The organism is Hydrobacter penzbergensis (genome assembly GCF_900106985.1).
Classification (GTDB): Bacteria; Bacteroidota; Bacteroidia; order Chitinophagales; family Chitinophagaceae; genus Sediminibacterium; species Sediminibacterium magnilacihabitans.
The window spans coordinates 113,527-138,577 of record NZ_FNNO01000006.1; the positions used below are offsets into that span (position 1 = coordinate 113,527).

Here is a 25,051-nt window from a genome sequence, read left to right on the forward strand (position 1 = left end):
TCCTTTTCTTCTTTGCCCCGGGCTTAAGCCCGGGGCAAAGAAGAAAAGTTTAATTAATCAATGATTTTTTTGCGAGCAGTTTATTCAACTCTTTTTCGCTAATGGTTGATTGATTTCCCTTATCATACACTGATAAAACATAAACCTCTCTATCTGATATTTCAATATTTACTATTACCCGCGCAGCTCCAGATTCACCTTTTTTCTTATCGGAGATCTGCATCCCGACTTTATAACACTGCCTGCCAATATAATCGTTTCCAGTTATAGGGTCACACTTAAGCATATCAGCAGGGGCCAAAAAGTCATCCTTAATATTCGGATATTTTTTAAGGAGATTTTTTGCTTCTGATAAAAAATTGTCTGTTGGGATAACTTTAAAGGTCTTTGATGGCTTGCTCAAAAGATTTTACTTTCTTCTGTCCGTTCTTAATTTTTTCCGCTTCTGCAAGCCCCCTGGCAATGCTCTTGGCCCTTGCCTTATAACTACCTACAATTCTACTAATGAAGCCAGGTTTATGAACTGGTATTGAATCAGTTCTATTAACCTGTTTAGTATCAATATTATAATCTAAAACTGTTGGCATGATCTTAATCCATTCTCGTCAATGACAAGTTCAAATTCATTGTAAGGATAACCCAAATAATCTACCATAAATCTTAAAAATAACATCAACAATTACCTGCGCCTCTTCAGCCACTGTTCGGGGTCGAGGGGGGTGTTCTTTTCATTGTTGATCATTAACAGCAATGCGCCTTCTCCGTCGATGTTGGTGCCCGAGCGGCCCAGCACAGAGCCGGCTTTTACCTGCTGGCCACGTGAAACAAAAATGGTGGAAAGATGGCTGTAAATGCTGAAGTACTTACCATGCCGCAGAAACACAGTAGCTTCTCCCTGTACTTCTCCGGCATACGACACTTCTCCATCGGCAATGCTTCTCACTGTTGATCCTTGTGGCAGGGATATCTCAATACCATCGGTCTTACGCGTGAGCTTGGTGCCCGGAATGGTTTCTACCCCAAAATGCGCTTCGATATTACCCACATCTACCGGCCAGGGCAGGTGGCCTTTGTTGTTCTCAAATTTGATAGAGGTTTCGCGGCCTTCCGGTGTAGACTCTAAAGGTGTGTATACCCGGTCGCGCGCTGGTGCATCGGCCACTTTGGACTCTGTTGCTTTGGGTTTTACCGTAGCGGTTGCAGTGTTGTTCTTAGGCTCCGCTTCTTTGGGTGTACCTGCAGCTGCCGCTTTTTTGGCATCTTCAGCCGCTTTCAGCCTAGCCACTCTTTCTCTTCTGGCCGCCTCCTCTGTTTCGCGGCGGATCACAGCCAGGATGGCTTCCCGCATTTTCTGCCGCTGCCTTTCTTTGTCGTGTATCTGCTTGCCTATTTCTTTTTCTTTTCCTTTTAACTGCGCTACTACCTGATCCTGGTCGCGACGGTCTTCCTGCAAAGCTTTCAGTTGATCGCTTTGTTTTTGCAGGGTCACCACCTGTTCTTTTTTGTTGTTGTTCAACTGGCCAATCTTTTCGTGCAGCAGCTGGTCAGATTTAACGATGGCATTGGCCTGCGCTTCCCTGTTCTGCCGGTAACTTTTCAGGTAGGTAATGCGCTTGACGGCGTCGTTGAAACTGTTGGCCGAGAAAAGGAAGTTGAGGTATTCATAACCGCCCCGGCTCTTATAGGCAAACACAACGCTCTTGGCGTATTTCAGTTTGAGGGTATCGAGTTCTTTGCCCAGCCGATAAATATCCCGTTCGTTGGTGAAGATGGTCTCATCCAGTGCACGGATCTGTTTGCTGATGCTGTTCACCAGTTCTTCACGGGCTTTTACTTTTCTCTTGATGATGGCGAGCTGACTCAGCGATAGTTTCTTGTTCTTCTGTATTTCCAATTGCTGGCGGTTCAGGTCGGCCAATTCTTTTTTCAGGTCCTGTTCTTTTTTCTGCAATTCTTCCCTGGTCGTTTGCGCGTAGGCGCAACCCGTTGCAAGGCCCAGTAAAAGAAATACAGTCAACAGTCTTTTCATCATGTCCGGCTCGGTTTAAGAAGGAAATTTACTTACGCTTTATTCTTTTAGGGATATCGAAAGAATATTTTAACGGTTCGTTTAGGGAAAATTCCTTGAAATCGAGGTAAATGTCCAGTTTCGATTTTTCCGCCACTGAAATCTTCCTGTAAGCAGCAAACTGATAATTACCCAGTGGCTGGTAATTATTGAATGTGATATCGCAGGTCCTGTTGCGTTGCAGATCGGCATCGTCGAGCTTGCTGTGCAGGATCCTGCCGCTGTTATTGTCGATGCTCAGCAGGTGCTTAAAAAGGTCGCCCACCATGAGTACCAGCAACTGCGAAGGGGTATTCTTATACGATACAATATTTCCGTCGATGAATATGGGGTTGCCGATGATGAGGTCCTGCAGGGTATTGAAATCGAACGGTATCTGTGTTACATCCTGCAGGTAGCTGATGGATCGATAGCTTACCGATGCACCCTGCACCAGTTTCACCAGCACCACGCTGTCTTTCGTGATCTTGGCCTGCAGTCCCACTTTGCTGATGCCTAAAAATTTACCCGCAATCTTAATCAGTATCATGCTGTCTTTTTGCATGCTGAGGTAAGCGGTATAGTTATCGCTGTTCTCAGAGCTCTCGTAAGTTACTTTGATCTTGGCGTTGAAAGTGCTGAAATCAATTTTGTTTTTCGCCACTTTATTTACCAGGTCTTTTACAATCGCTGCTGAATCTACTTTCGGTGCCTCGCTGATCACTACGGTCTGTGCCGTGTCTTTTTTGGTGATGGCAGATTGGATGGTCTGTACCTTCTTAGCCGTCTTACAGCCGAAAGCTGCTGACAGAAGAAGTACCACAACAAGAAAATTATTTTTAGTTAAGCTCATGATCTATTTTTTCGTACGTCATCCTCAATTTGCGACGTCATCCCGAGCGTAGCCGAGGGATCTGCCCAAACCTTCAAGCAGCTCCTTCGACTCGCTTCGCTCGCTCAGGATGACGCGTTAGTTATTGTTTTCCACTATGTCCGAAGCCTCCGCTGCCTCTTTCTGTCTCGTTCAGCTCCTTCACCTCTAGCCACTCCGCTTTCTCCACTTTCTGGAACACCAATTGCGCAATACGGTCTCCCGGCTGCAATGTCTGGGGTTCGTTAGAGAGGTTAATGAGTATCACTTTCAGCTCACCTCTGTAATCTGCATCGATGGTACCGGGCGTGTTCAGGCAGGTAATACCCTGCTTGATGGCCAAACCGCTGCGGGGCCTCACCTGGGCTTCGTGGTTTTCGGGTATTTCCAGGAAAAGACCGGTAGGCACCAGCACCCTTTCCAGGGGTGCCAGGGTGAGAGGTTGATCGAGCCAGGCCCTGATGTCCATACCCGATGAACCATTGGTGGCATAAGCAGGCAATGCATTATTCGAGTGGTTGATGATCCTGATGGTTAAACGATTTTCCGGCATGGTGGCAAATGTAGGAAATGATGCCTTATTTTTGGCCCCATGAAGAACAGCAGGAGCACATTACTTCCCCTTTCGTTGATATCTTTTGTAATAACCTGCCTTTTTTCTGCCTGTTTCAAAGACTTGCCCACTAAAAGGCAAGTATACTTTAACGATTTCGAAACATTGTCGAAATCCAGTCTTAAAGTGTACAATTACAATGGGCTCGATACTTCGCTAAAGATCTTCTCCTTTAACAACAGCCATGTGTTCGGCAACTTCAACAACAACCGTTTTGAGCTGCACCTCGATACCCTGCCCGAGCACAATGCCATCAAAATAGAGTTCGACCTGCTTATTCACGATAAGTGGGACGGCGATTTTATCCTGGGCAGTAATAATATTCCCGATGTATGGCAAATGACGCTGGATGATCACCCCTTTTATCAAACCACTTTTTCCAATGGGATCCATGGCCAGTCTTTCCCTAATAATTACAAGGCAGGCAATGCTTCCAGCCCTGCGCACAGCGATGCCTGGAATATCAGCTTACCGGGCGTTTGCGCGCTGAAAGATTCAGCCAACGGAAGCAGTTTGTATAAAATAGAGATCACCACTTCACATAATGCCAATGCAATGACCTTGGCTTGCAGCGACGCATTGCAGCCTTTTAACAGTTTATGCCAGAAAAGCTGGTCAGTCGATAATATCCGCATCACGGCCGTCAAATATTAATCCGCACATGAAAATGAAGAGTATGTTTAAAAAGGCGGCCTTACGTATCTATGACGTAATCACCAGTCCTGTTACTTTCCTGTACCTGCCTTTGTTGCGTGTGATCAAACTGCATGGTATTCATAAGTTTCCTGTCAACAGGGCCGTATTCCTTCGCCAGGGCATCTACCCGGTGAGGAACCATTATTACGAGCCGCAGATCAAATATTCCGCTCAATTCGATGCGAAAAAGATCCGCAATCTTCATATCGATCTCAGGGAGCAGGCACAATTATCTATGTTGCAGCAACTGCGTTATGTGGAAGAATTGCGTTCATTGCCTCAACACAAAAGTCAAGCGCAGCAGCGGCCTGGCTATTACCTGCAAAACGGTTCTTTTGCTGCAGGCGATGCGGATCTGTATTACCTGATGATCCGTAACCTCAAGCCTAAAAAGATCATCGAAATCGGTTCCGGGTTCACCACCCTGCTGAGTCTCGAAGCGATCCGCAGGAACAAAGCGGAAGGTCACGATACCAAGCTCATCTGCATCGAGCCATATGAATTCCAATGGCTGGAACAATTCGAAGAAGTTGAATTCAAGAAAGAAAAGGTTGAGAACATCGATCCTTCTTTTTTCTCTCAACTCGAAGCGGGTGATTTTCTCTTCATCGATTCATCGCACGTGATCCGCCCCGAAAACGATGTCTTGTTTGAATACCTGGAAATTCTTCCAATACTCGCTAAAGACGTGATCATTCACATCCATGATATCTTTACGCCGCGCCATTACCGCAAGGAATGGTTGGTAGATGAAATCAGGCTTTGGAACGAACAGTACCTGCTGGAAGCATTCTTGTATTTCAATGAAAGTTTTGAAATCCTTTTTACATTGAACCACCTTAAAAACAGTTATTTTCCTCAAACGCAAGCAGTACTGACCAACCTTACAGCAGATGCCGAGCCGGGCTCTTTCTGGTTGAAGAAAATGAAATAACTTATCTATATCATTGCACCATGATCAAAAGCAAGCCTTTCCTGGCCAATTTTTTCAACCTCGGTTTTATCCAGGTATCCAATGCAGTGATCCAGATCCTCCTGTTCCCCATCATCATCCGTATCATCGGACTGCATGAATTCGGGTATGCCATGGTGGCCAATGCTTATGCAGCGCTTGCCGGTTTGTTCATTAATTATGGCACCAACCAGTCGGGTATTAAAGACGTAGCGATCAATAAAAACAATGGCAAGGCACTGAATGAAATCTTTTATACGGTTTACTATACGCGTTTCCTGCTTTTCATACTATCAATGATAGTGCTCGCAGGTCTCTATGGTTTTTCTGTTCCGCATGCCCGTTATTTCCTGTTTGCCAGTACCATCGTTTTTGCAGAAATGCTTAATCCGCTGTTCTTTTTCATCGGCATCGAAAAATTATTTTTATACAATGTAGCCAACCTGATGGCCAAATTGCTTTCTGCGCTGCTCATCATTGTACTGATACATGCCAATACGCCCGGCTGGTGGGTTAATTTCTACCTGGGTCTCAGCAGTACTGTTTTCTTTATTCCCCTGCTGGTATACCTTCTACGTCAATATCAATTGACCCGGTACCGTATTTCCGTTGAAGCGATGCGGCAATTCCTGAAGCATAATTTTTTTCTCACAGGCAACAATTTGTTTGTGCAATTGCAACAGTCTTTTTTTCTGTTTACCCTTTCGGGTGTGGTTTCCCCGCTCGTTCTCGGCGCTTACTCTTTATGCGATAAGATCGTATGGTCGTTCCGCCTGCTCATCGTTTCTTTTTCCAGTGCTGTATACCCGCGCGCAGCGGTCCTGTTCCGCGAACAAAAAGAATTATGGCACTCATATAAAACCACCATCAATGGGTGGCTGGCTGTTTGCTTCCTGCTGGCTGCGGGCGGACTGCTCTGGCTTGCTCCCTGGATCGTTACCCTGCTTACGGGAAAACCGGATACTCTCACCACCCTGTATATCCGTTCTGTTGCATTCGTGCCTTTTATAGCCGCACTCAATGCCATGAATGTGATTGACCTGCTGGTTAAAAACAGGTACAGCTACCTGTTTACCATCGGGGTGATCCTTTGTTCCATTGCCATCATCACTTCTTTCCTGTTTGTAAAGCTGGGCCATGAAAACTGGTATGGGTATTTCCCTATTATCATCGAAGTTTGCAGTTTGCCTTTGTATTTTCTGTTCATCCGCAAAACACATGCATGAATTCTTCTGTTGCGATCATAGTGCTCAACTGGAACAGTTTCGAAGTAACGAACGATTGCCTGCATTCGCTGGCCGGTCTTACTCATCCATCTTACAAAGTGATCCTGGTAGATAATGCTTCTGCAGATGGTTCAGCCGATCAGCTTGCAGCGGCGCATCCACAAGTTGTTTTCTTACGTTCTTCCGCTAACCTGGGTTTTACAGGAGGTAATAATATCGGTTTACGGTATGCATTGCAAAACGGATTCACGTATTCACTCATACTCAACAACGATACCCTCGCAGAACCTGATTTTCTTGCAAAGCTCACCGCCTATATGGACGCCCACCGGGAAGCCGGCGCTGTACAACCGCGCATTTTTTACCAGCACAACCGGCAACTGCTTTGGAACGGCGGCTCTTATTATAACCGGTTCCTGGGTTGGAGCTATACCCTGGGGGAAGCTAAGCATACCCATCCCAAATATGCCATCCGTAAAGAGGTAGACTGGATCACAGGATGTGCCTTCCTGGTTCGTAACAGTGTTTTACAACAGAGCGGGTTGTTTGCAGACAAGTTCTTTTTATACAATGAAGATGTAGACCTTTCTTTCCGCATTCGCAAGCTGGGTTACCCGCTGGTATACGAACCCGATGCGGTGATCTATCATATTGCCGGTATGTCTACAAAGAGTAAGACCAAATCCAAAGAAGGCTATGTTCACCCGCTTGCACATTATTATAACCAGCGCAATCGGCTGTGGATCATTAAGCAATATACGCCCTGGTATTGCGTACCTAGTGTAGCGCTGTTTAATTTTGGTTATCTTGTTATGGTATTGGGGTATTTCACCATGAGGGGCCGTTTTCAAAAACTAAAAGCCATGACACGCGCCATTAAAGACGGCATTTTTGATTCCATTCAATACCCATAAAGCAAAGATTGCCCATGTTCCTGTTTCCTGTCATATACCTGGTTTTCTTTTTCTTATCGGTTTATTATGTATTACAGGGCAAAACAGACCGTTTCCTGATCTTCGTTATTTTTTCGCTGCCTATCTATATTACATCGTTGTCTGTCAGTTTCATGTATGGTTTCGGCAGCCTGATACCCCTTCTGCAGGCTTGCAAAGAATTCCTCGTACTGCTTACATTAGGCTGTTTGATCTACCGGCTCAAAGAGCGCATACAATTCCATACGGTTGACTGGCTCATCATCGCTTATCTTTCTTATATCCTCTTATATGTGATCCTGCCCATTGGCAGTTACAGTGTGATGGAGAAACTACTCTCTTACAAGAGCAGCTGCTTTTTTGCATTGGTCTATTTTATCGGCCGCTTATCTTCCGGCACCAACGTTAACCTTAACAAGTATTTCAGCTATATCTGTATGGTGGCCATAGCGGCAGCTGTAGTGTTGCTGTTCGAACTGATCAACGGCCAGCACCTGCAAACCCATACTGGTTATCCCGATTATAATTTTTACTTTTTCAACGTAGATCCTTCGGGTAATTATGGTCTTACCTGGACATTCGAAACGTCTAACGGCATCAAACGTTTTGCCAGTTTTTTTTCCATGCCCTTGGAGCATGCGGCAGCCACCCTGGTTACTCTTTCCGTATTAATAGCTTTGATGACAAGGAGGGACAACAAACTGAAGTTGAACAACTTCATCATCATTGCCTTTTGTTGCACATTACTCTCCGTGCTCTTTGCTTTTTCAAGGGCCTCTTTTGTGAGCTATTTCATCATGTTGTATGCCTATGCCATTCTCACTAAAAAGAAACTGCTGCTGAAAATATTTCATTGGGGGCTGGTGGCGCTTGCACTGATCACCCTGGTATGGACCAAAGGCGATGTATATGATTTCATTGCGTCTACCATCGACTTTACCGACAGCTCCAGTGTAAGTCACTTGTTAGAGTGGCTCGACGGCGTGCAGGCCATTGCCAGCCACCCGCTAGGACTTGGCCTCGGCGCATCGGGCCGTATAGCTGGTGAGCTCAAAGCCAATATTGGCGGAGAAAATCAACTCATCATCATCGGTGTGCAAACCGGGTTGGTATCGGTACTGCTTTATTTATGGATATATGTACTGATCATTGGTAACGCAGCAAAACTATTCATGCGGCAATCACACCTTAAATACCGCAAGCTGGGCATTGCCCTGGTATTACTGAAAGTGGGACTTATTATTCCGTTGCTCACTTCGGAAGTAGAATCTTATATATACATCAGTTATTTCACCTGGTTCTTGTCCGGACTGATGATTAGCATGGTTGCACAAAATAATTTATCATTGCGGCACCAACTATGACAAGACCCCTCAATATCGGCATTGATATACGCAACTTAAAGGCTGCCGCTACCGGCCAAAAGACTTACCTCGAAGAGTTGTGCAGGGAGTTGAAACTATTAGAAGACAGCCATTGCCGTTTTTTCTTTTTCGATACCTGGATACCTGTCTATTCCGGCAAAAATAAATTACTGAAGTTGTTCGAGCACTTCAACCTGCAATGCTGGAAACAGGTGTCGCTGCCTTTAAAAGCATGGTCGAAGAAAACGGATATTATTTTTTGTATCGATTATTTTGCCCCTTATCTGCATTTGGGTTATCAAACCGTAGAGGTTTTTCACGATGCATTTTTTTACGAATATCCCCAACACTATAACCACATCTGGCTTAAACTATTTAAACTTATCGCCATTCCTGCGGCCAGGCGTTCTGCATGCATTGTAGCGCCCAGTCATTATGCCCGGCAAAGGATCCATCATTATACAAAAATCCCGCTCGAAAAGATCGTCACTATCTATGAAGGTCCGAAAACGCTGCATAACAGGCAGGCTACAGCAGCGCTTCCTTCCTGGCTTCCGGTTCACCAGCACTTCCGGTACATATTGCATGTAGGTGTGATGGAAAAAAGGAAAAACCTTCCCGCACTGATACGTGCATTCAAACAATTACGCGATCATGGATACGAGCAATACAAATTGGTGTTAGTAGGAAAGGGTGATGGAAAAATGCATTCAGATGATACGGCACAGATCATGGCCGCCATCAGGGAGCACCAGCTCGAAAATGAAGTGATCACACCCGGTTACCTGCCAGATGACCAGTTGGGCATGGTTTACCAGCACGCAGCCCTTTATATATTCCCTTCTGTAAACGAAGGCTTCGGCATTCCCATACTGGAAGCATTCAGTTACCAGGTACCGGTACTGGTGGCCAATAATACCTGCTTACCGGAAATAGGCGGACCCGCGGTGTTAACGTTCGACCCCTATGATACGGCTGATATGGTTTCGAAAATGCGTATGGTGATCGACAATGAAGCCTTGCGGACCGACCTCATACAAAAAGGAACAGAACGGTTGCGGCAGTTTTCCTGGAAGATCGCTGCGCAGGAACTGGTGGCGCTATTTAAAAAGCTCCGGAGTTCCTGATTTGACTATCTTTGTGCCTTTCCAAATTACACCAATGGTTCCTTTGAAACCTTCTGTATTGTTTGTCCACAATAAGTACCTGCACAAAGGCGGGGAAGACAGTGTGGTACACAACGAAATGGAAGTGCTAACGAGGAATGCCTATACCATCCACTACCTGGAATTTCAGAACCAACAACTGAGTAAAGCAGGCTTCGGCGCTTTTTCAATGCCTTTGAAGCTTTTTTATAACCTGAACGCTTTTTTGAAAGTATACCGGCTGGTCAAGAAACACAGGATACAGGTGGTACACGTGCACAACTTCTTTTATACGGCATCGCCTTCTGTGTTCTGGGCGGCAAAAGCTGCCGGCGCCAGCACGGTAATGACCCTGCACAATTACCGCTTGTTTTGTCTGAACGGTGTTTTCTTCCTCAATGGCAAAACCTGCTTCGATTGTCATACAAAGAAAAGCTTCAATAAGGGGATTGCCGGTAAATGCTTCAAATCTTCCGGTATGTTTTCGGCTGCACTGGCCCTGTCTACCCGTTTTCACCGTTTGCTGGGCACCTGGGTTAAAAAAGTAGACCGTTTTATCGCTGTCAATCCATTCATGCCCCATTTACTGGAAGAAATAGGCGTGCCTGCCGGACGTATTGTAGTGAGGCCGAATTTTTTGCCGATGGCCGGCAATGGCAACTATCAGCATTACGATCAACGGGACGACTATTATCTCTATGCAGGCAGGCTGAGTGAAGAAAAAGGCATCCAGCACCTGGTAGCAGCCTTCACAAAAGCGAAGAAAAAGCTGGTGATTTTTGGCGAAGGGGAGTTGTCTGACTTTGTGCAACAACATACTTCTGAGTACATCCGGTACGAAGGCGCCCAGCCTCCCGAAGTGCTGTTTAAATACTATGCGCAATGCCGCGCTCTTGTATTTCCTTCTCTCTGGATTGAAGGAATGCCCATGACCCTGATTGAAGCGCGGAGCACCGGAGCCATTCCTATTGTAGCAACCACCATCAACAGCCGTGGGTTCGTAAACAATGAAACGGATGGTTTCCTTTACGAAGCCGGCAACCCCGACGACCTGATCAGGGTGATCAATTTATTTGAAGGACTTTCCAGGGAAACGCTCGACAAAATTTCCGCCGATTCATACAATCGCTTTCAGCAGCACTACTCTGAAATGCGTTACCTGCAAACCCTCGAGCAGGTTTATCATTTTTGATGCCGGTGACCGGTGTCTCAGACGTCATCCACCAGAAATGGAAGTACATCTGTATCATTCTGCATCTAAACAAGAGTGAAAACACCCTTGTTTGAAATTAATCGCCTCTCTATATTTGATTTGATCATTACAAGTGAACACCTATAAGTACTACCTATGACTTTTATAGCCACCGTAATAGCTAAAAAAGGAGCAGCTTTGATTGCTGATTCGCTGGTTACTACATCAAAACCCATTTTAGAATATGAGGATTTTTATAAGTACATGGAATCCAAAGTAGTAAAGGATAACAATGGTGAAATAAACATCAGCCTTGATGCAGGTGAAGTTGTTAATCTGTTTAAGTCAAAGCCATCTTATACTAAGGACTTCCAAGAGAAACTTTTTGAGTATGGAAGCCATACTGCAATAGCTACTGCAGGAGCTGCAAGATTAAACAATAAGAGCTTAGAAAATATAATAACATCTGCGAAAAAATCATTAATAAAAAAAGGCGATTCTACGCAAATAAAAACACGAGTGCAAGAGCTTGCGAAGTATTTGAATAAAGAAGCAAATGAATGTCTAAAAAGTGGAAACGAAGTTTATCATACTATTTTTATCATTACCCGTTTTTCTAAGATGACGCAAAAGACAGTTATTTACAAACTTCATGTGAATCGAAGTAGCCCCAAAGACTTAAAAGATGGTGAAGAATTGCAGTGTGTTTCTTTTCAAGAACAACCAGATTATTCTACGGTCGTTTGTGAAGGACAAAATAGAATAACTGAAAAGATTTTATGGGGCGATATCGATACTGTGTATGAATTGATACCTAAAGTTGCTACACAAATATTCAAAGATTTTAATATCAATCCTGCAGGCCTTCCAAAAGACTATGTAACAGAATTGTCAAAAAATAAGGATGTATTACCAAAGGAATTCTACTATGACATTAAAATGAATAAATTACGAGAGCTTAGTTTGCAGCAAGCAGTAGACTTGGCTTGTCTTTTGATGAGAATTGAAAGAGATATACAAAAGTATACTGAGAATATACCTACAGTAGGTGGAAATGTAAAGGTTGCCGTCATTAATGAAAATGGGTTTAGGTTTCTATCGGGGCATGAGCTAAAATCGCAGTCTTTTTAAAATTTATAATACTTTTGAGTCATGAAAACTAAGAAAGTCAATATCGAAAGTTCAGTTGAGGAGAAGATTGAAAAGGAGGCTGTATATAAGGCTATTCAAAAGTTACACGAAGAAGCACAAAAGGAAAAAGAGAAAGAAGAAAAAGCTATACTGTTACGAAAATTACGCGAAATAACTAAAAACAAGAATATTGTAGTTAGTAATTACGCTAAGATATAAGGTGTTATAGCTTATGAACGAGCAAACTGCAGCTAAAGTGAATATTGTCGGAACGGGCATTAGCAATGTTAGTTTGCGGGAAACGATGGATATCTTCAACCGGTGGGTGGATGCCGGCGAGAAAAAAAGAGTTTGTGTTACGCCTGTCAACTGCGTGGTGTGGGCACACCGCAATCGGCCCCTCAAAGAATTATACAACAGCGCCGATCTCACCTTGTGCGACGGTGTTCCCCTGATCTGGGCCTCCAAACTGTTGGGCACCCCCCTGAAAGGAAGGGTTACCGGCCTGGACCTGCTCCCGCAATATATGGAGGAGTGCTACCATAGAAAATATACCATGTTCTTGCTGGGCGCCCGGGAAGGGGTGGCCGAACAGCTCAAAACAGCCTATGAACAGCGCTTCCCCGGCATCCGCATCACCGGCCTCTACTCTCCACCTTTCGCCGAACAGTTCAGCGAGGCCGAAAACCAAAAAATGATCCGGCTCATCAACGAGGTTAAACCCGATATCCTCTGGGTGAGTCTTACGGCCCCCAAGCAGGATTTCTGGATATATGATCACCTCGACCAACTGGAAGTGAAAGTGGCCATTGGCGTAGGCGGCGCTTTTGAAGTGGCAGCCGGACTGATACCCCGGGCACCCCGTTTCATGCAACAAAACGGCCTGGAATGGCTGTACCGCTTTTACAAAGAACCCCGGCGCCTGTTCAACCGCTATTTTGTAGAGGCACCCCGCTTCATCCCCCTGGTAGTGAGGCAGAAGATCCGCAAGCAGCGTTTTATCCCCTAAACCGGGTCTTTCTTAGGTGGCTATTAAATATTCAACTATTTTAGCATGAAAATTGTTGATCCCCCCTATCAACGTGCTAATATCCTTTTGAACGCATTATGACCAAGTCGTATAACCGGTACACGCTCATTAAATACATCATCGACGGTCCTGTGATCGGGATCTCTTTCATAGTGGCAAGACGCCTGGTTCTCAAACAAAGTATTTTCGCCAACGATGCCAGCAATTATCTTTTTTTATTGATCGCCCTCACTACCTGGTACGTTGCTACCGCTTTTTCCAAGCTATACAAAGACCGGCGGTCTAACAAGTATTCTGAAGAGATCGTTTTTATTGCTTACACGCTGGTCATCTACAGCATACTGCTCAGTTCCATTTCTTTTTTCCTCCAGGATTATTTTCAATTCAGCAGTTTGTTCTTCGTCACTTTCATCGCCCTGCTCTTTGGTTTCTTTACCATTACCAAATACATTATCCGTAAATACCTGCACTCGGCCCTTTTCCAGGGCAAGCTGCTCGACAACCTGTTGCTGGTAGGCGCCACCAACAGCGCCCTCGATTTTTATGAGACCATCAATAAATATTATTATTACGGTTATAAATGCATTGGATTCATCGACGACCATACGCCTAAAATGAACGGCTGTACTTATCACGGAGGCCTTTCTCAACTGCCTGCCCTTTTACAAGGCAAGATGGTAGATGAAGTGGTCATCGCCCTGCCCAATGCCCAAAGCAAAATGATCCAGGAATGCATTGAGATCTGCGATTATTACGGTACCAAGGCAAGAATCATTCCCGATGTGCAACAGTTCGCCACCTCTTCCATACAGGTCAATAATATCGGGCAATTATCGGTGATCAATATCCGCGAGCTGCCGCTGGATAAAGAAGAGAACAAGCTTCTCAAACGCATTTTCGACGTGTTGTTTTCTCTTTTTTTCTTCGTGTTGATCGGTAGCTGGCTGCTCCCCCTGATTGCGATAGCAATTAAACTTACATCCCGAGGGTCTGTTATTTTCAAGCAGGAAAGATGGGGTCTCAACAATGAAAAGATCACTTGCTATAAGTTCCGTACCATGGTGAATGGCAGCCACGATACCGACAGCAACGGCCATTATAACCAGGCCCTGAAAAACGATCCGCGCGTGACGCCCCTCGGTGCCGTGCTGCGCCGCACTAACCTCGATGAACTGCCCCAGTTCTGGAATGTGTTGCTGGGTAATATGTCGGTGGTGGGTCCGCGCCCCCACCCCACACCACTAAACCTGGAATCCATGCAAACGGTAGACAATTACATGCTGCGCCATGTGGTGAAGCCGGGTATTTCAGGATGGGCGCAGGTGAATGGCTGTCGTGGTGAAACCCGCAGTCCGGGCTCTATGCAGCGCCGTGTGAACTTCGACCTCTATTATATCCATCGCTGGACATTCTGGCTGGATTGCCAGATCATTCTGCAAACGGTGATCAATATCTGCAGAGGGGATCAGAATGCGTATTAGAATATATTAATTTATGCATCTTTTGCCGAAGCCTACCTTTGACCGTTCGGTACATTGTAAATTATTTTTAAATGAGAAGCATCTTATTTTTCGCACTCTTGTTTAGCTTTCAAGCATTTACCCCTAAGGCTAGCGGTCAATCTGTTTGGGAAGACCACCGCGGCGAGGTGTACAATTATCTTTCCCGTATGGCGCAGAAGGGATTCATCGTTTTCAATGATCATATCCGGCCACTCAGCCGCATTTATATTGAACAATGCCTCGACAGCCTGGCTGCCCACCAAACACAACTTAGCCGGGTAGAACAAAAAGAGCTTGATTTCTATCGTCAGGAATATACCGATTCAAAAGAATTGCAGCGCGATTCATCGGCCATCGATACCAAACCTACCGTTTTCAAAAAAGACGGTTATGCGCGCTGGCGCTTTTTTTCTTATACCGGTAAACAGTTCCTGCTCAGGGCCGATCCGGTGATCACTGCCGGCTATATACGCGGCAGTGGCAAGGATGTGAAGCAATACAGCTCCGGGTTCAATATATATGGGTATGGCGGTAAGCATTGGTCGTGGTACATTGCCCTCAACGATATCAACGAAAAAGGCCCGGGTATGGATACTACCAGGCAAAACACGCCCGAAACCGGTATCGTTGGCCGTATTGCCGACAATAAAAAAAGCCATAACTACACCGCCATACGCGCCGGATTAGCCTATACCTGGAAGAATGGTTCGGTAAGCATCGGGCAGGATCACCTGCTATGGGGTTATGGCGAGAACGGACGGATGGTATTGTCCGACAAAGCCCCTACCTATCCCTATATACGCCTCGATTACCGGCCACTGCCCTGGCTCAGCTTCAACTATACCCATGCCTGGCTGCATTCAGATATTATAGACTCTACCCGCTCCTACCGTACCGGCAACACCGTTTATGGTGGCATTCGCGAGTTCACCATCGCCAAATATATGGCTACGCATAGTGTACAGATCACGCCCACAAAAGGATTGGATATCAGCTTAGGCGAATCGATGATCTACAGCGACCGGCTGGAGTTGGGCTACCTGATCCCCATCATGTTCTTCAAAGCTTATGACAACCTGGTCAATGACAACAACAATAACAACGGCTCAAACGGTCAGTTCTTTTTCCAGGTGAGCTCGCGCAACCAGTTGCCCAAAACCCATTTGTACTCCACCCTGTTCATCGACGAGATACTCCTGTCAAAGGTGTTCGATAAGGTAAAAAACCGCAACCAGATAGGTATGAATATCGGCGCTTCCGTTACAGATGCGTTCATCCCTTATCTCACCATCGGCGCCGAATATACCAAGATCAGGCCCTTTGTGTACAGCAACCTGATACCCGCCCAACTGTATACGCACGACAGTTACCTGCTGGGCGACTGGATGGGTAATAATGCCGACCGGTGGATCGCTTTCCTCAAATACACTCCTGCTCCCCGCCTCCAGTGCATGGTTCGCTACCAGTATATCCGCAAGGGCGGACCCGGCACTGTAGACCAGCAATATTTTGCACAGCCGCAACCGCCCTTCCTGTTCGACCTGCAAAACCATCGCCAGGAATGGTATGGCAGCCTCTCTTATCAATGGGTGCATAAATTGTACCTGCGCGGCTTTATCAGCAACCTGCACGTAACCGATTATAAAACGGGACAGTCGTACAACGACCATACCCTGAACATCGGCATGAGTTACGGGCTCTAAGCCTCTCCTTCAAAACCTATATATTTGTCGCACTTATTCCATACTATGAAGCATTTTTTCCGTGGCCTGGGTTGGCTGTTCATTACTTTGGCAGGTACCGCCGCCCTGGCGCAGAACGGCAGTTTCTCCGGCAAAGTATCGCAGCTGTCCGACCAGCAGATCATTCAACTGTGGCAACAGGCGCAGAAGTCGGGCATGTCTGAAAGCGATGCCGTTCGTTTGCTGGTGCAGAAAGGGATGAGTCCTACTGAAGTGAATGCTTTCAAAAAAAGGCTGGTGCAGTTACAGGCGGGTTCCAAATCACGATTCAGCACCAACTCCATCATCAAGGATACCAGTAATTTCATGCGCGACTCCACCTGGATCTTTGAAACGCCGCAGCTGAAAAAAAATTCTCCTTACTACGGGTTTGATTTTTTCAATAGTCCGGAGATGTCTTTTGAGCCCAATTTCAATGTGGCCACCCCGGCCAGTTATGTATTGGGCGCCAATGATGAATTAACGCTTTCCCTTTCGGGTCTCAATGAACTCACCAATACCGCTGTGATCAGCCGTGAAGGCAATTATGAATTGCCCCATGCCGGTTTTGTGAACCTGAACGGTCTCACTATCGACCAAGCCACACAACAGATCAAGAACCGGCTGCGCGTTCCTTACCCCGGGTTGGCATCGGGCCGCACCCGCTTGTACCTTTCCCTTGGCAATGTGCGGGGCATCCGGATAAGTGTGATCGGCGAAGCCGAGAAGCCGGGTAATTATACGGTAACAGCCCTGGCCAGTTTTTTCAACGTATTGTACCTCTCCGGCGGTCCTTCGCAGAACGGCTCTTTGCGAAAAATTGAGCTGATCCGCGACAATAAAGTATTACAGACGGTTGACTTTTATGAATTCTTACAAAAGGGCACATTACCCAATATCCGTTTGCAGGACCAGGATGTGATCCGTTTTCCTGTGTACGAGAAAAGGGTGATGCTGGCGGGTGAAGTAAAGCGCCCGGCGATCTATGAGCTGCTGGGCAAAGAAACCCTGGCCGATCTCATTAGCTATGGCGGCGGACTGGGCGATCATGCTCTCAAAGACGCGGTAAAGTTGGTGCAGTTGGGCGATAAAGAAAGAAAGGTGCGTGATGTGGCGGCCGCCGATTTTGCTTATTTCCTTCCCCGCAATGGCGATTCGGTGCAGGTAGAAAAAATACTCAGCCGTTTCAGCAACCGTGTCGTTATCAGCGGCGCGGTGTATCATCCCGGCAATTACGAATTGAGCCAGGATCTTACCCTTACCCAACTGATCCGTAAGGCCGATGGCCTGCGCGAAGATGCGTTCCGCAACCGCGGATATATTGTGCGCTTCCGCGACAATGGCGCCCTGCGCGAGCTGGTCTCTTTCGACCTCAACCAAATACAATCGGGCAAAAGCAATGATATTGCATTGATCCGCGAAGACTCTGTTTACATACCTGCGCGCGACAGCATACGGGATGTGCTGAGTGTTACCGTTGGCGGTAATGTGCGCAACCCGGGCTCATTTGAGTTCCGGCAGGGTATTTCAGTAGAAGACGCTATTGTAATGGCGGGCGGCTTTACGGCCGATGCCGCTACCCACAAAGTGGAGATATCACGATTAGAGAAAAATAAATCCGATACCCTGGCCAACCAACTGCTCAGCCTGTTAAAGGTAGATGTAGATTCTACCCTACAGCAAAGCAGCCATACCCTGTTGCAACCACTCGATTATGTGTTCGTTCCCAAACTACTCAACTACCATACCCTGGGCAATGTAAAACTCAGGGGTGAAGTATTGTATTCGGGCGATTATGCGCTGGAGCGGAGAGATGAGACCGTGCAGGAACTGTTGCTGCGCGCCGGTGGTATTACGCCTTATGCATCGATGGCCAATGTGCAGGTGTACCGCAACCATTTGCGCGTAGGCACCAATTTGTTTGAAGCGGGCAACCGCAGCAATGAAAAATTCCTGCTGCTGCCGGATGACAGCATTTATGTGCCGCGCAATGTACCTTTTGTAGAAGTGCAGGGGGCTGTGTTCACACCGCAGATCCTGAGCTATGGCTCTGGCCGGATGTTGTCTTATATTGCCGATGCGGGCGGGGTAACCGATAAAGGGAACCTGCGCAAAGCTTATGTGGCGTACAGTAATGGCATCAATAAAAAGATCCGTCATTTTCTTTTCTTCCGTCATTACCCGCGTGTAATGCCCGGCAGTAAGATCATTGTACCCGAGCGGCTGGAAGGAGAAAAGCGCGGTTTATCGGTGATAGAAATTTCAGCGCTCACCGGCTCTTTCACTGCGCTGATTAGCTTGATAGCAGTACTCAGAAAATAACCGAAAAAAAACGTCATCCTGAGCGAGCGCAGCGAGTCGAAGGAGCTGCTAGCGCGTTCGGGCAGATCCCTCGGCTACGCTCGGGATGACGATTGAAAATTAAAAATATCATGTTACCCGAAGACGAACCTTATTCATTCCAAACTCAATGGCAGCAAGCCCTGCAACGCATAAAAGCAGCCTTAGGGCAAGTACGCACCTGGGTGCTGGTAACCGTAGCAGGTATTGTAGTGGGATTGGTATTAGCCTGGTTAAGCCCGGTTACATACACAGCCCGGCTCAGCTTCGTGGTAGAAGACGCCAAAACAGGCGGCGGCTCCATCATGAGCGCCCTGGCGGGACAATTCGGCTTTGATATCGGCAGCCTCTCAGGCGGCGCCAGCGGCGTACTGGCAGGTGATAATGTGCTGGAGCTGGTGCGGAGTCAGCATTTGATTAAAAAGACCCTGCTCACGCCTGTCGACAGCAACAAACAATATTCCCTGGCCGACTTGTACGCAGATACTTATGGATGGAAAGAAAAATGGAAGAACAGCAGCAAAGTGGGTAAGCAGGTAGATTTTACACCCGGCCTTAGCACGTTCGGCCGGCTGGGAGACAGCCTGCTGCAACGCATCATCAAACAGATAGGAGAAAAAGAGCTGAGCATTGCCAAGCCCGACCGTAAGCTGGGTTTTTTTGAAATGCAAACCACCATGCGCAATGAGCAACTGAGCCAGTTGTTCTGTAAAAGATTGTTACAGGAGTCGGCCGATTTTTATATTGAAACCAAAACGCGCAGGTTGTCAACCAATGTAAAGCGTTTACAGGCCAAGGCCGATAGTTTACAATATGCCCTGAACCGCAAAACTTATTCGGCGGCAGATGCCAGTCGTATGTTGCTGGATGTAAACCCAGTTTATACAGCGCCGGAAGTGACAGCGGAAATTTCTTCGAGGGATAAAGTGGTGCAGGGAACGATCTATGCAGAAATTGTAAAGAACCTGGAGATCAGCAGAACGGCGCTGATACAGGAAACGCCCACCGTGCAGGTGGTAGACACGCCGGAGTTACCGTTGAAAAAAAATGAGTTGCACTGGTGGATGGCTGCGGCAGCGGGAGGAGCTATCGGGTTTGCCGCAAGTGTGTTGTTGCTGGCCTGGTTTTATCGGAAGCCGGTTTAAAATAAAATTTTAACCTCTAAGCTTCTCATCATCAAAGTATTTTCAACCCATTACCAATTTATAAGGGTTAGAAATAGATTTTTGGCCGAAACGTTTTAATAAAGCTGCTTCGTTTTCCTTATTGATTTTTTCATTTTCAAGAATCTCCTGTATAGCGGGTTGTTTTAATCCGGGGATACGGATTTGGAAGAACGGCCACAGCGTCTCGCTTTTGTATGTCTTATTTAAGTCTGGAAAACCAACAATACGATTATACTCATTAGAATGATCTTTGAAATCTTCTGTGTATTTAAAGTACCAATCTCCCTTATCACAATAAAGCATTCCTATGCGAATATTATCTACAGTAAGGATAAATTTCGCATCTTCTTCTTTGGGAAGTTGTACTTCTAATTCTGTATCATCATCACTTTTGCTAAACCAATTTTTAATTTTGCGTAGCATGTTAAATACCTCGTATTTTTTTAAACCTCGTTTCTAAAATTAGTGTTATTATCTCAGAACGTTGAGAAATGAATAATGGGAAAAATTCGCTTCTCAACATTTTAAGCACGTTTTCTTCATTCTCTGCATTTGCCAATTCATTAACGATCTCGGGATATTCTGAATTATATTTTTTGAGAAAATTAATTAATTGAAAATGGTTGGCTTGTGTATTCCCTTCGATACTGATTCTTGGACTCGCCTCTTCAATATAATTTACAACTTTCTTGCCACCATTTTTATGCACATTCAAAAAGTGCTTAATATTTTCATCATTTAGATTCCAAAGCAAACCCCTTGCCGAATCGTAAATGGGCGCAAATGTAGGCAATTTTGACGTTTTTTTCTTCGTATCTATGACACCCCAATTGTAAAAATGTCTGTCGTTATTGCCTACCAACGCATCAAATGTGATCATCTTCACAAGTTCAACTAACAGATTATCAAAGCTCTCAGGAAAAACGGACCTTATTGAGTCTTTAATAAATTCAAATGTAAAAAGTTCCCTTGAAGTTGTCTTATTGTTTGCAATTTCCTGTGCCATTAATTGATCTCCAAGATGTTCCCCGCAAATTTCAGCGCCATGAATCAGTTTATCATTTTTCTTCAAGAAATATTTACTAAGGAACCTAATTTGACCATTTGCCCGCACCAATCGAATATCATTCATATTTAAGCCAAGTACCTGCCCTATCCGATTTATCATATATTCTATAACCGACTCATGAGGATACCACTTTTCAGCGGTCTTTGCAATATAGGAGTGCCAGGAACTTGAGGATGACTTTCGAACTGTACTACCTTCCTCATAAAAGTATGCTTTAATAAATTGCTTAGGAGCATCCCCATCCAACTCGTAATTCTTGACAAGGTATTCGTCCTCTTTCAACAGTGAAATTGCATATTCATTCACTAATGAACAAGCTTTTGATTTTTCGACCCTTAAATTCCCTCTGTTATTCACTTCCTTTTCTTTTGTATTTAATTCTGAATCAAATACCCGTATTCTTTTTTGTATGTAAAGCCATGTTATTTTTCGTTGGTTTTTTGGGAGACCTTTCTTTCACAGTAAGCCCTGCATCCTGAAGCTTTCTGCCTAATATATCATCCGCAGCTACTTTTAACAGATCTTTCTCCAGGTTTAATACAAAAAGGACTTGTGCATAAGCGCCAATGGATGCACGTGGTGAGCCTTTCTCGACAGCGTGTAAGGTTGGCCGGCTGATGTTTGCTCTTTCTGCTACCTCTTCTGTACTTAGTTTTCTGCGTAACCTCGCCAGCTTAATATTTTCCCCCAATGAAGCAAGTGTTTTAGCAACACTTGGCAGGATGGAAGCGTTTTTCATTTCCATAATGATAAATATATTTTACAAATATAGTTTTTTTTGTAAAATATATTTATCATTATGGGAGGAATGGAAAGAATACTAGAACCGGTAACCGACGCCTATTTTAGCGGCGATATTCAAATACTCGTTACCCGGTGCAAAATAATTGCGGGGATCTAACTGTATTACCAGCCATTGGTAGTTGAGGGAGCGGATGATGCCGAGTTGGCCGGAGAAGAAGAATCGCTGGTAGTTCCAATCGGCTTTGAAGGTGGTGGAAATGTCTACCCAGTTGCGGCGGAAATCGCCGATCGATTCAAAAGCATAATAATAAAAATCGCCATTGTGGCGGAGGCGTTCGAACTGGATGCCTATTTTTTTCAATCCTTTTACCCAGGCTATTTCCAGTGTCTGGCTATTACTGCCTGGGCCTATGCCGGCACCCAGCGGGCGGCCCAGTTGTGTATAGCCCTGCCGCACATAGGTATGGGTATACCAGCTATCGGGGTTGCGTATAAGGGTGGCATCGGGGGCTTGCAATTGCGTTAACTCTACTGCCAGCAGAATATGGCTTTGGTTTTTCCAATCGAAGAGTTTGCGGAACCCACCTGTGAAGGCCCTGCGGTAGGGCGCGTTCTGCAGTACGTTCCAGGGCATCATGGAAATGTCTTTGCGGCCATATTCCAGGTACATCTCAGCTTGCTCATTCGGCATTATATAACGCATGAAGAGGGAGCCCAGGGAAGCTTTCTTACCGGTGCGTTCGGCCTGGGTACGCCGGTGTCCCAGGAAGCCTTCAAAGGGCAGCACATCAAGCGGGTTGGAGATATCACTGTTGTAGAGATAAGAGGCTTTGGCAAAGCCCAGGAAGAGGTTGGGTGTCCATTTGGGTCGCCAGGTGAGCACCATCCCGGCCAGGTAGCGCCATTCATCGTTTTTGGGCTGGTACAGGAACTGGCCGTTGTAAACGCTGTAGGTGCGGGGTGGCAATACATCGCTGCCATCCAGTTTGCCGGCAATGATCTGCCCTTCAAAATCGCCTATGCCGGTGTGCAGCGGGCGGATGGTATTGATGGTAGCGTGCAGGAAACCGGGGGCATTGCTGCTCATGATGAGTGCATTGCGGTAAGCGGGCCCCCACCATAGGTTTTGCGTAGAAATACCGAAGGAAAGGGAGCGGGTATTGTAGCGGATGAAAGACTGGCCGGGGAACAGTTTTTGGTAATGGTCGTTGCCGAAACGATCGGGCATGTCGATGGTGTTCCAGAAACGGTATCGCGCTGCCCATGATTTATCGCCCAGTTGGGAAGAGAATTGTTCAAAGACCCGGTTTTCAGCTAGTACGGCTTCGGGGGCCAGTTGTATTTCAAGGTGGCGGCCTAGTTGGGCGTGTACGCCTACCGAGGCCTGTAACTGGTAACCGCGGGCGGGTATCATGGCGCCATTGTTCCAATCGTACGGTAACTGGCTGTTGTATTGCTGTACCAGTTGGGTCGGGAGAAACCCGATGACAGGTTGCTGTGCTTTTATGCCCAGAGCCGAATCCAGATCGGCTAATGGCAACTGGTTGGCATTGACCATGAGCGAATGATTCGATCGGTAAGTACCCAGTAATTGCTGGTTACGGAAGAGCTCTTTGAGCCGGTCGCTGGTGAAAGACTGCCCCCAACCTTCACTAACTGTCAAGAAGGATAAAGCAAAAAATAAAAATAGCTTAGAATACATAAGTGAGGTTCAGGGTTCCATAAAAGTTGAAGCGGTCTTTTCCGGCTTCCCAGGTATAGTTTTTCGACTGGATGAATTGCAGAAGTGAGCTGGCTATCCATTTACCGAAACGTTGCTGGCCGGTAAAGCCCACGGAATAGTCTGACCAGTAAACGGGGTAACTGTTAGGGTCATGCTGAAGCCGCTCCAATTTTATACCCAAGCGTTTCCAGCCGTGCACCCAGGTAGTGGCGAAGGTTTGTACATTGTTCCCAGGGCCAATGCCGGCGCCGATGATGCGGCTTTGTTGGGTGTAACCGCCCTGGTAGCCGTACCAGTTTCCAGCGTTTCGGGGAATGTAATCCGAAGGTTGCGAAAGCCTTGTCAGTTCTGCTTGTACATCCAGCCATTGATTCTTAGCACTCAGGGGGATCATTTTGCGTGCTCCCAGGATATAGGCAGTTGAATGGGGCACATTAAGCGCAAAGTCGCGGATATTGAACAGATTATCTCCCCAGCCATATTCAGCATAAAATTCGGTATGAGCTTGGGGCAATAGATAACGTGCGTGCAAGCTTAGCATTTGTTTGTACCTTTTTTTAACCCCTTGTTGTGTTCCGTAAGCATAGCTCTCTCTAAATACCCCAAAGATCACAGGCATATAGCTGTGGAAGAAATTGCTATTCCCACTTTGCAAGCTATCATTGTATGCATAGGCTATTCTATTAATGCCCAGGAAGAGCCCTTTAATCCATTTGGGTTGGTAAGTAATCGTAATACCATTGAAATATCGCCATTTTTGCTTGGGATCATAAGGGCCACTATAACCATCACCACTGTATGTTTTAGGATTGTAGTAAGTAGTAGTTAAGTTCTTGTCCTCTCTCAACAACATAGTATCCTCGTAAAGTTTTCCACTCACCAATTGCCATTCAAAATTTCCAATGGGGGTTTTTACAGGTCTTGTAGAATTGAAAGTAAGGTGCAGGAATCCGGGTGCGTTATTGCTCATCAGCAAGGAATTAAAACTACCTGGCCCCCACCAAAGATTTTCCGTAGAAATACCTAATGAAACAGCTCCGGCATTCAGCCGGATACTGGATTGGCCAGGTAAGGCACGCGAGTAACTACCTTTTGTTACCGCGCCATACGTGTTAGTATGTTCAAAACCGGTGTTAGCAGCATATACTACTACAGGCTTTACCTGTATACTCAATGGCCCAATAGCAGTATAAGCGCCAGCAGTAATAAGCCCTTGCCATCCATTCGCCTGTACAAACCCAGGTTGATTCCATCCATAAGGGTGATGTGTATTCAATTGGCTGTTGATGGTAAGAGGGAAAATTTCTAATATCCCTTTGTCTCCTATTCGTTTTCTGGTCACATTTATGCCGGCACTATCATCAATCAGTTTATAAATGCTGTCAGATGTAATGGTCCCTTCCGCAAAAAAAGGGCGTGCCATTAGAGAATACTTTGCATCCAGTTTCCCTTGCAATTGCAACATCCGCAATGCCTGATCATTTACCGATCCTATCTCCACTCCCTGGGCAGCTACCTGCAATCCCCCCATTAAAAAAACAAAAAGCTTACCTAATCTCAGTAAGCTACTTTTATATCTATTCGCCA

24 protein-coding genes are annotated in these 25,051 nt (G+C 45.9%); 14 read left to right on the forward strand and 10 right to left on the reverse strand.

The window, feature by feature from the left end; genetic code table 11:
* Positions 1-49 precede the first annotated feature (49 nt).
* The 5 genes from BLU98_RS08325 to dut form a co-directional block, all read right to left on the reverse strand.
* The gene (locus tag BLU98_RS08325; RefSeq protein ID WP_092723572.1) at positions 50-403 is read right to left on the reverse strand and encodes a hypothetical protein; all 354 of its coding nucleotides are present in this window, start codon (positions 401-403) and stop codon (positions 50-52) included.
* On the reverse strand, positions 378-587 hold the full coding sequence (locus BLU98_RS08330) for a hypothetical protein (protein WP_092723573.1): 210 nt from the start codon (positions 585-587) through the stop codon (positions 378-380). Before BLU98_RS08330 ends, BLU98_RS08325 begins: the two co-directional genes overlap by 26 nt.
* Positions 588-679: 92 nt before the next feature.
* The gene (locus tag BLU98_RS08335; protein WP_092723574.1) at positions 680-2,032 is read right to left on the reverse strand and encodes a murein hydrolase activator EnvC family protein; all 1,353 of its coding nucleotides are present in this window, start codon (positions 2,030-2,032) and stop codon (positions 680-682) included.
* Positions 2,033-2,057: 25 nt separating this feature from the next.
* Positions 2,058-2,900, reverse strand: a complete 843-nt coding sequence (lolB1, locus tag BLU98_RS08340; protein WP_092723575.1) for a lipoprotein insertase outer membrane protein LolB1 — start codon at positions 2,898-2,900, stop codon at positions 2,058-2,060.
* Positions 2,901-3,021: 121 nt separating this feature from the next.
* Positions 3,022-3,471, reverse strand: coding sequence for a dUTP diphosphatase (gene dut / locus BLU98_RS08345; protein ID WP_092723576.1), 450 nt, complete (start codon positions 3,469-3,471; stop codon positions 3,022-3,024).
* Positions 3,472-3,510: 39 nt separating this feature from the next.
* Here dut and BLU98_RS08350 point away from each other — a divergent pair, with 39 nt between their 5' ends.
* From BLU98_RS08350 to BLU98_RS08415, 14 genes are all read left to right on the forward strand, one after another.
* Positions 3,511-4,185 carry a hypothetical protein gene (locus BLU98_RS08350; protein WP_092723577.1) on the forward strand — a complete coding sequence of 225 codons (675 nt, stop codon included), beginning with the start codon at positions 3,511-3,513 and terminating at the stop codon, positions 4,183-4,185.
* Between the two features lie 7 nt (positions 4,186-4,192).
* A complete protein-coding gene (locus tag BLU98_RS08355) occupies positions 4,193-5,161 on the forward strand; it encodes a class I SAM-dependent methyltransferase (protein ID WP_092723578.1) in 969 nt (322 codons plus the stop codon).
* 20 nt (positions 5,162-5,181) lie between these two features.
* Positions 5,182-6,405 (forward strand): lipopolysaccharide biosynthesis protein, encoded by a 1,224-nt coding sequence (locus BLU98_RS08360; protein WP_092723579.1) that lies wholly within the window; start codon positions 5,182-5,184, stop codon positions 6,403-6,405.
* Positions 6,402-7,319 (forward strand): glycosyltransferase family 2 protein, encoded by a 918-nt coding sequence (locus tag BLU98_RS08365; RefSeq protein WP_092723580.1) that lies wholly within the window; start codon positions 6,402-6,404, stop codon positions 7,317-7,319. The genes BLU98_RS08360 and BLU98_RS08365 overlap by 4 nt, the downstream gene beginning before the upstream one ends.
* 14 nt (positions 7,320-7,333) lie before the next feature.
* Entirely contained in the window at positions 7,334-8,701 is a 1,368-nt protein-coding gene (locus BLU98_RS08370) for an O-antigen ligase family protein (protein WP_092723581.1), read from the forward strand.
* Positions 8,698-9,828 carry a glycosyltransferase family 4 protein gene (locus BLU98_RS08375; protein ID WP_092723582.1) on the forward strand — a complete coding sequence of 377 codons (1,131 nt, stop codon included), beginning with the start codon at positions 8,698-8,700 and terminating at the stop codon, positions 9,826-9,828. Before BLU98_RS08370 ends, BLU98_RS08375 begins: the two co-directional genes overlap by 4 nt.
* 34 nt (positions 9,829-9,862) lie before the next feature.
* Positions 9,863-11,038: a glycosyltransferase family 4 protein gene (locus tag BLU98_RS08380; protein ID WP_257574829.1), complete on the forward strand. Its 1,176-nt coding sequence runs from the start codon at positions 9,863-9,865 to the stop codon at positions 11,036-11,038.
* Between the two features lie 156 nt (positions 11,039-11,194).
* On the forward strand, positions 11,195-12,169 hold the full coding sequence (locus tag BLU98_RS08385) for a hypothetical protein (protein WP_092723584.1): 975 nt from the start codon (positions 11,195-11,197) through the stop codon (positions 12,167-12,169).
* Positions 12,170-12,190: 21 nt separating this feature from the next.
* Complete coding sequence (locus tag BLU98_RS08390; RefSeq protein WP_092723585.1) at positions 12,191-12,388, forward strand: hypothetical protein; 198 nt, start codon at positions 12,191-12,193, stop codon at positions 12,386-12,388.
* A gap of 13 nt (positions 12,389-12,401) precedes the next feature.
* Positions 12,402-13,178, forward strand: a complete 777-nt coding sequence (locus tag BLU98_RS08395; protein ID WP_092723586.1) for a WecB/TagA/CpsF family glycosyltransferase — start codon at positions 12,402-12,404, stop codon at positions 13,176-13,178.
* 98 nt (positions 13,179-13,276) lie between these two features.
* On the forward strand, positions 13,277-14,680 hold the full coding sequence (locus BLU98_RS08400; protein ID WP_092723587.1) for an undecaprenyl-phosphate glucose phosphotransferase: 1,404 nt from the start codon (positions 13,277-13,279) through the stop codon (positions 14,678-14,680).
* Between the two features lie 71 nt (positions 14,681-14,751).
* Positions 14,752-16,404: a capsule assembly Wzi family protein gene (locus tag BLU98_RS08405; protein WP_092723588.1), complete on the forward strand. Its 1,653-nt coding sequence runs from the start codon at positions 14,752-14,754 to the stop codon at positions 16,402-16,404.
* A 45-nt stretch (positions 16,405-16,449) separates the two neighbouring features.
* Complete coding sequence (locus tag BLU98_RS08410; protein WP_092723589.1) at positions 16,450-18,744, forward strand: SLBB domain-containing protein; 2,295 nt, start codon at positions 16,450-16,452, stop codon at positions 18,742-18,744.
* A gap of 110 nt (positions 18,745-18,854) precedes the next feature.
* Positions 18,855-19,907, forward strand: coding sequence for a hypothetical protein (locus BLU98_RS08415; protein ID WP_092723590.1), 1,053 nt, complete (start codon positions 18,855-18,857; stop codon positions 19,905-19,907).
* A gap of 42 nt (positions 19,908-19,949) precedes the next feature.
* Here BLU98_RS08415 and BLU98_RS08420 read toward each other — a convergent pair whose 3' ends face one another.
* The 5 genes from BLU98_RS08420 to BLU98_RS08440 form a co-directional block, all read right to left on the reverse strand.
* The gene (locus BLU98_RS08420) at positions 19,950-20,351 is read right to left on the reverse strand and encodes a HipA N-terminal domain-containing protein (RefSeq protein ID WP_092723591.1); all 402 of its coding nucleotides are present in this window, start codon (positions 20,349-20,351) and stop codon (positions 19,950-19,952) included.
* 1 nt (position 20,352) lies between these two features.
* The gene (locus BLU98_RS08425) at positions 20,353-21,354 is read right to left on the reverse strand and encodes a HipA domain-containing protein (protein ID WP_092723592.1); all 1,002 of its coding nucleotides are present in this window, start codon (positions 21,352-21,354) and stop codon (positions 20,353-20,355) included.
* A gap of 28 nt (positions 21,355-21,382) precedes the next feature.
* A complete protein-coding gene (locus tag BLU98_RS08430; RefSeq protein ID WP_257574830.1) occupies positions 21,383-21,742 on the reverse strand; it encodes a helix-turn-helix transcriptional regulator in 360 nt (119 codons plus the stop codon).
* A gap of 75 nt (positions 21,743-21,817) precedes the next feature.
* Complete coding sequence (locus BLU98_RS08435) at positions 21,818-23,404, reverse strand: capsule assembly Wzi family protein (RefSeq protein WP_257574831.1); 1,587 nt, start codon at positions 23,402-23,404, stop codon at positions 21,818-21,820.
* A 28-nt stretch (positions 23,405-23,432) separates the two neighbouring features.
* Positions 23,433-24,986: a capsule assembly Wzi family protein gene (locus BLU98_RS08440; protein WP_257574832.1), complete on the reverse strand. Its 1,554-nt coding sequence runs from the start codon at positions 24,984-24,986 to the stop codon at positions 23,433-23,435.
* Between the last annotated feature and the right edge of the window lie 65 nt (positions 24,987-25,051).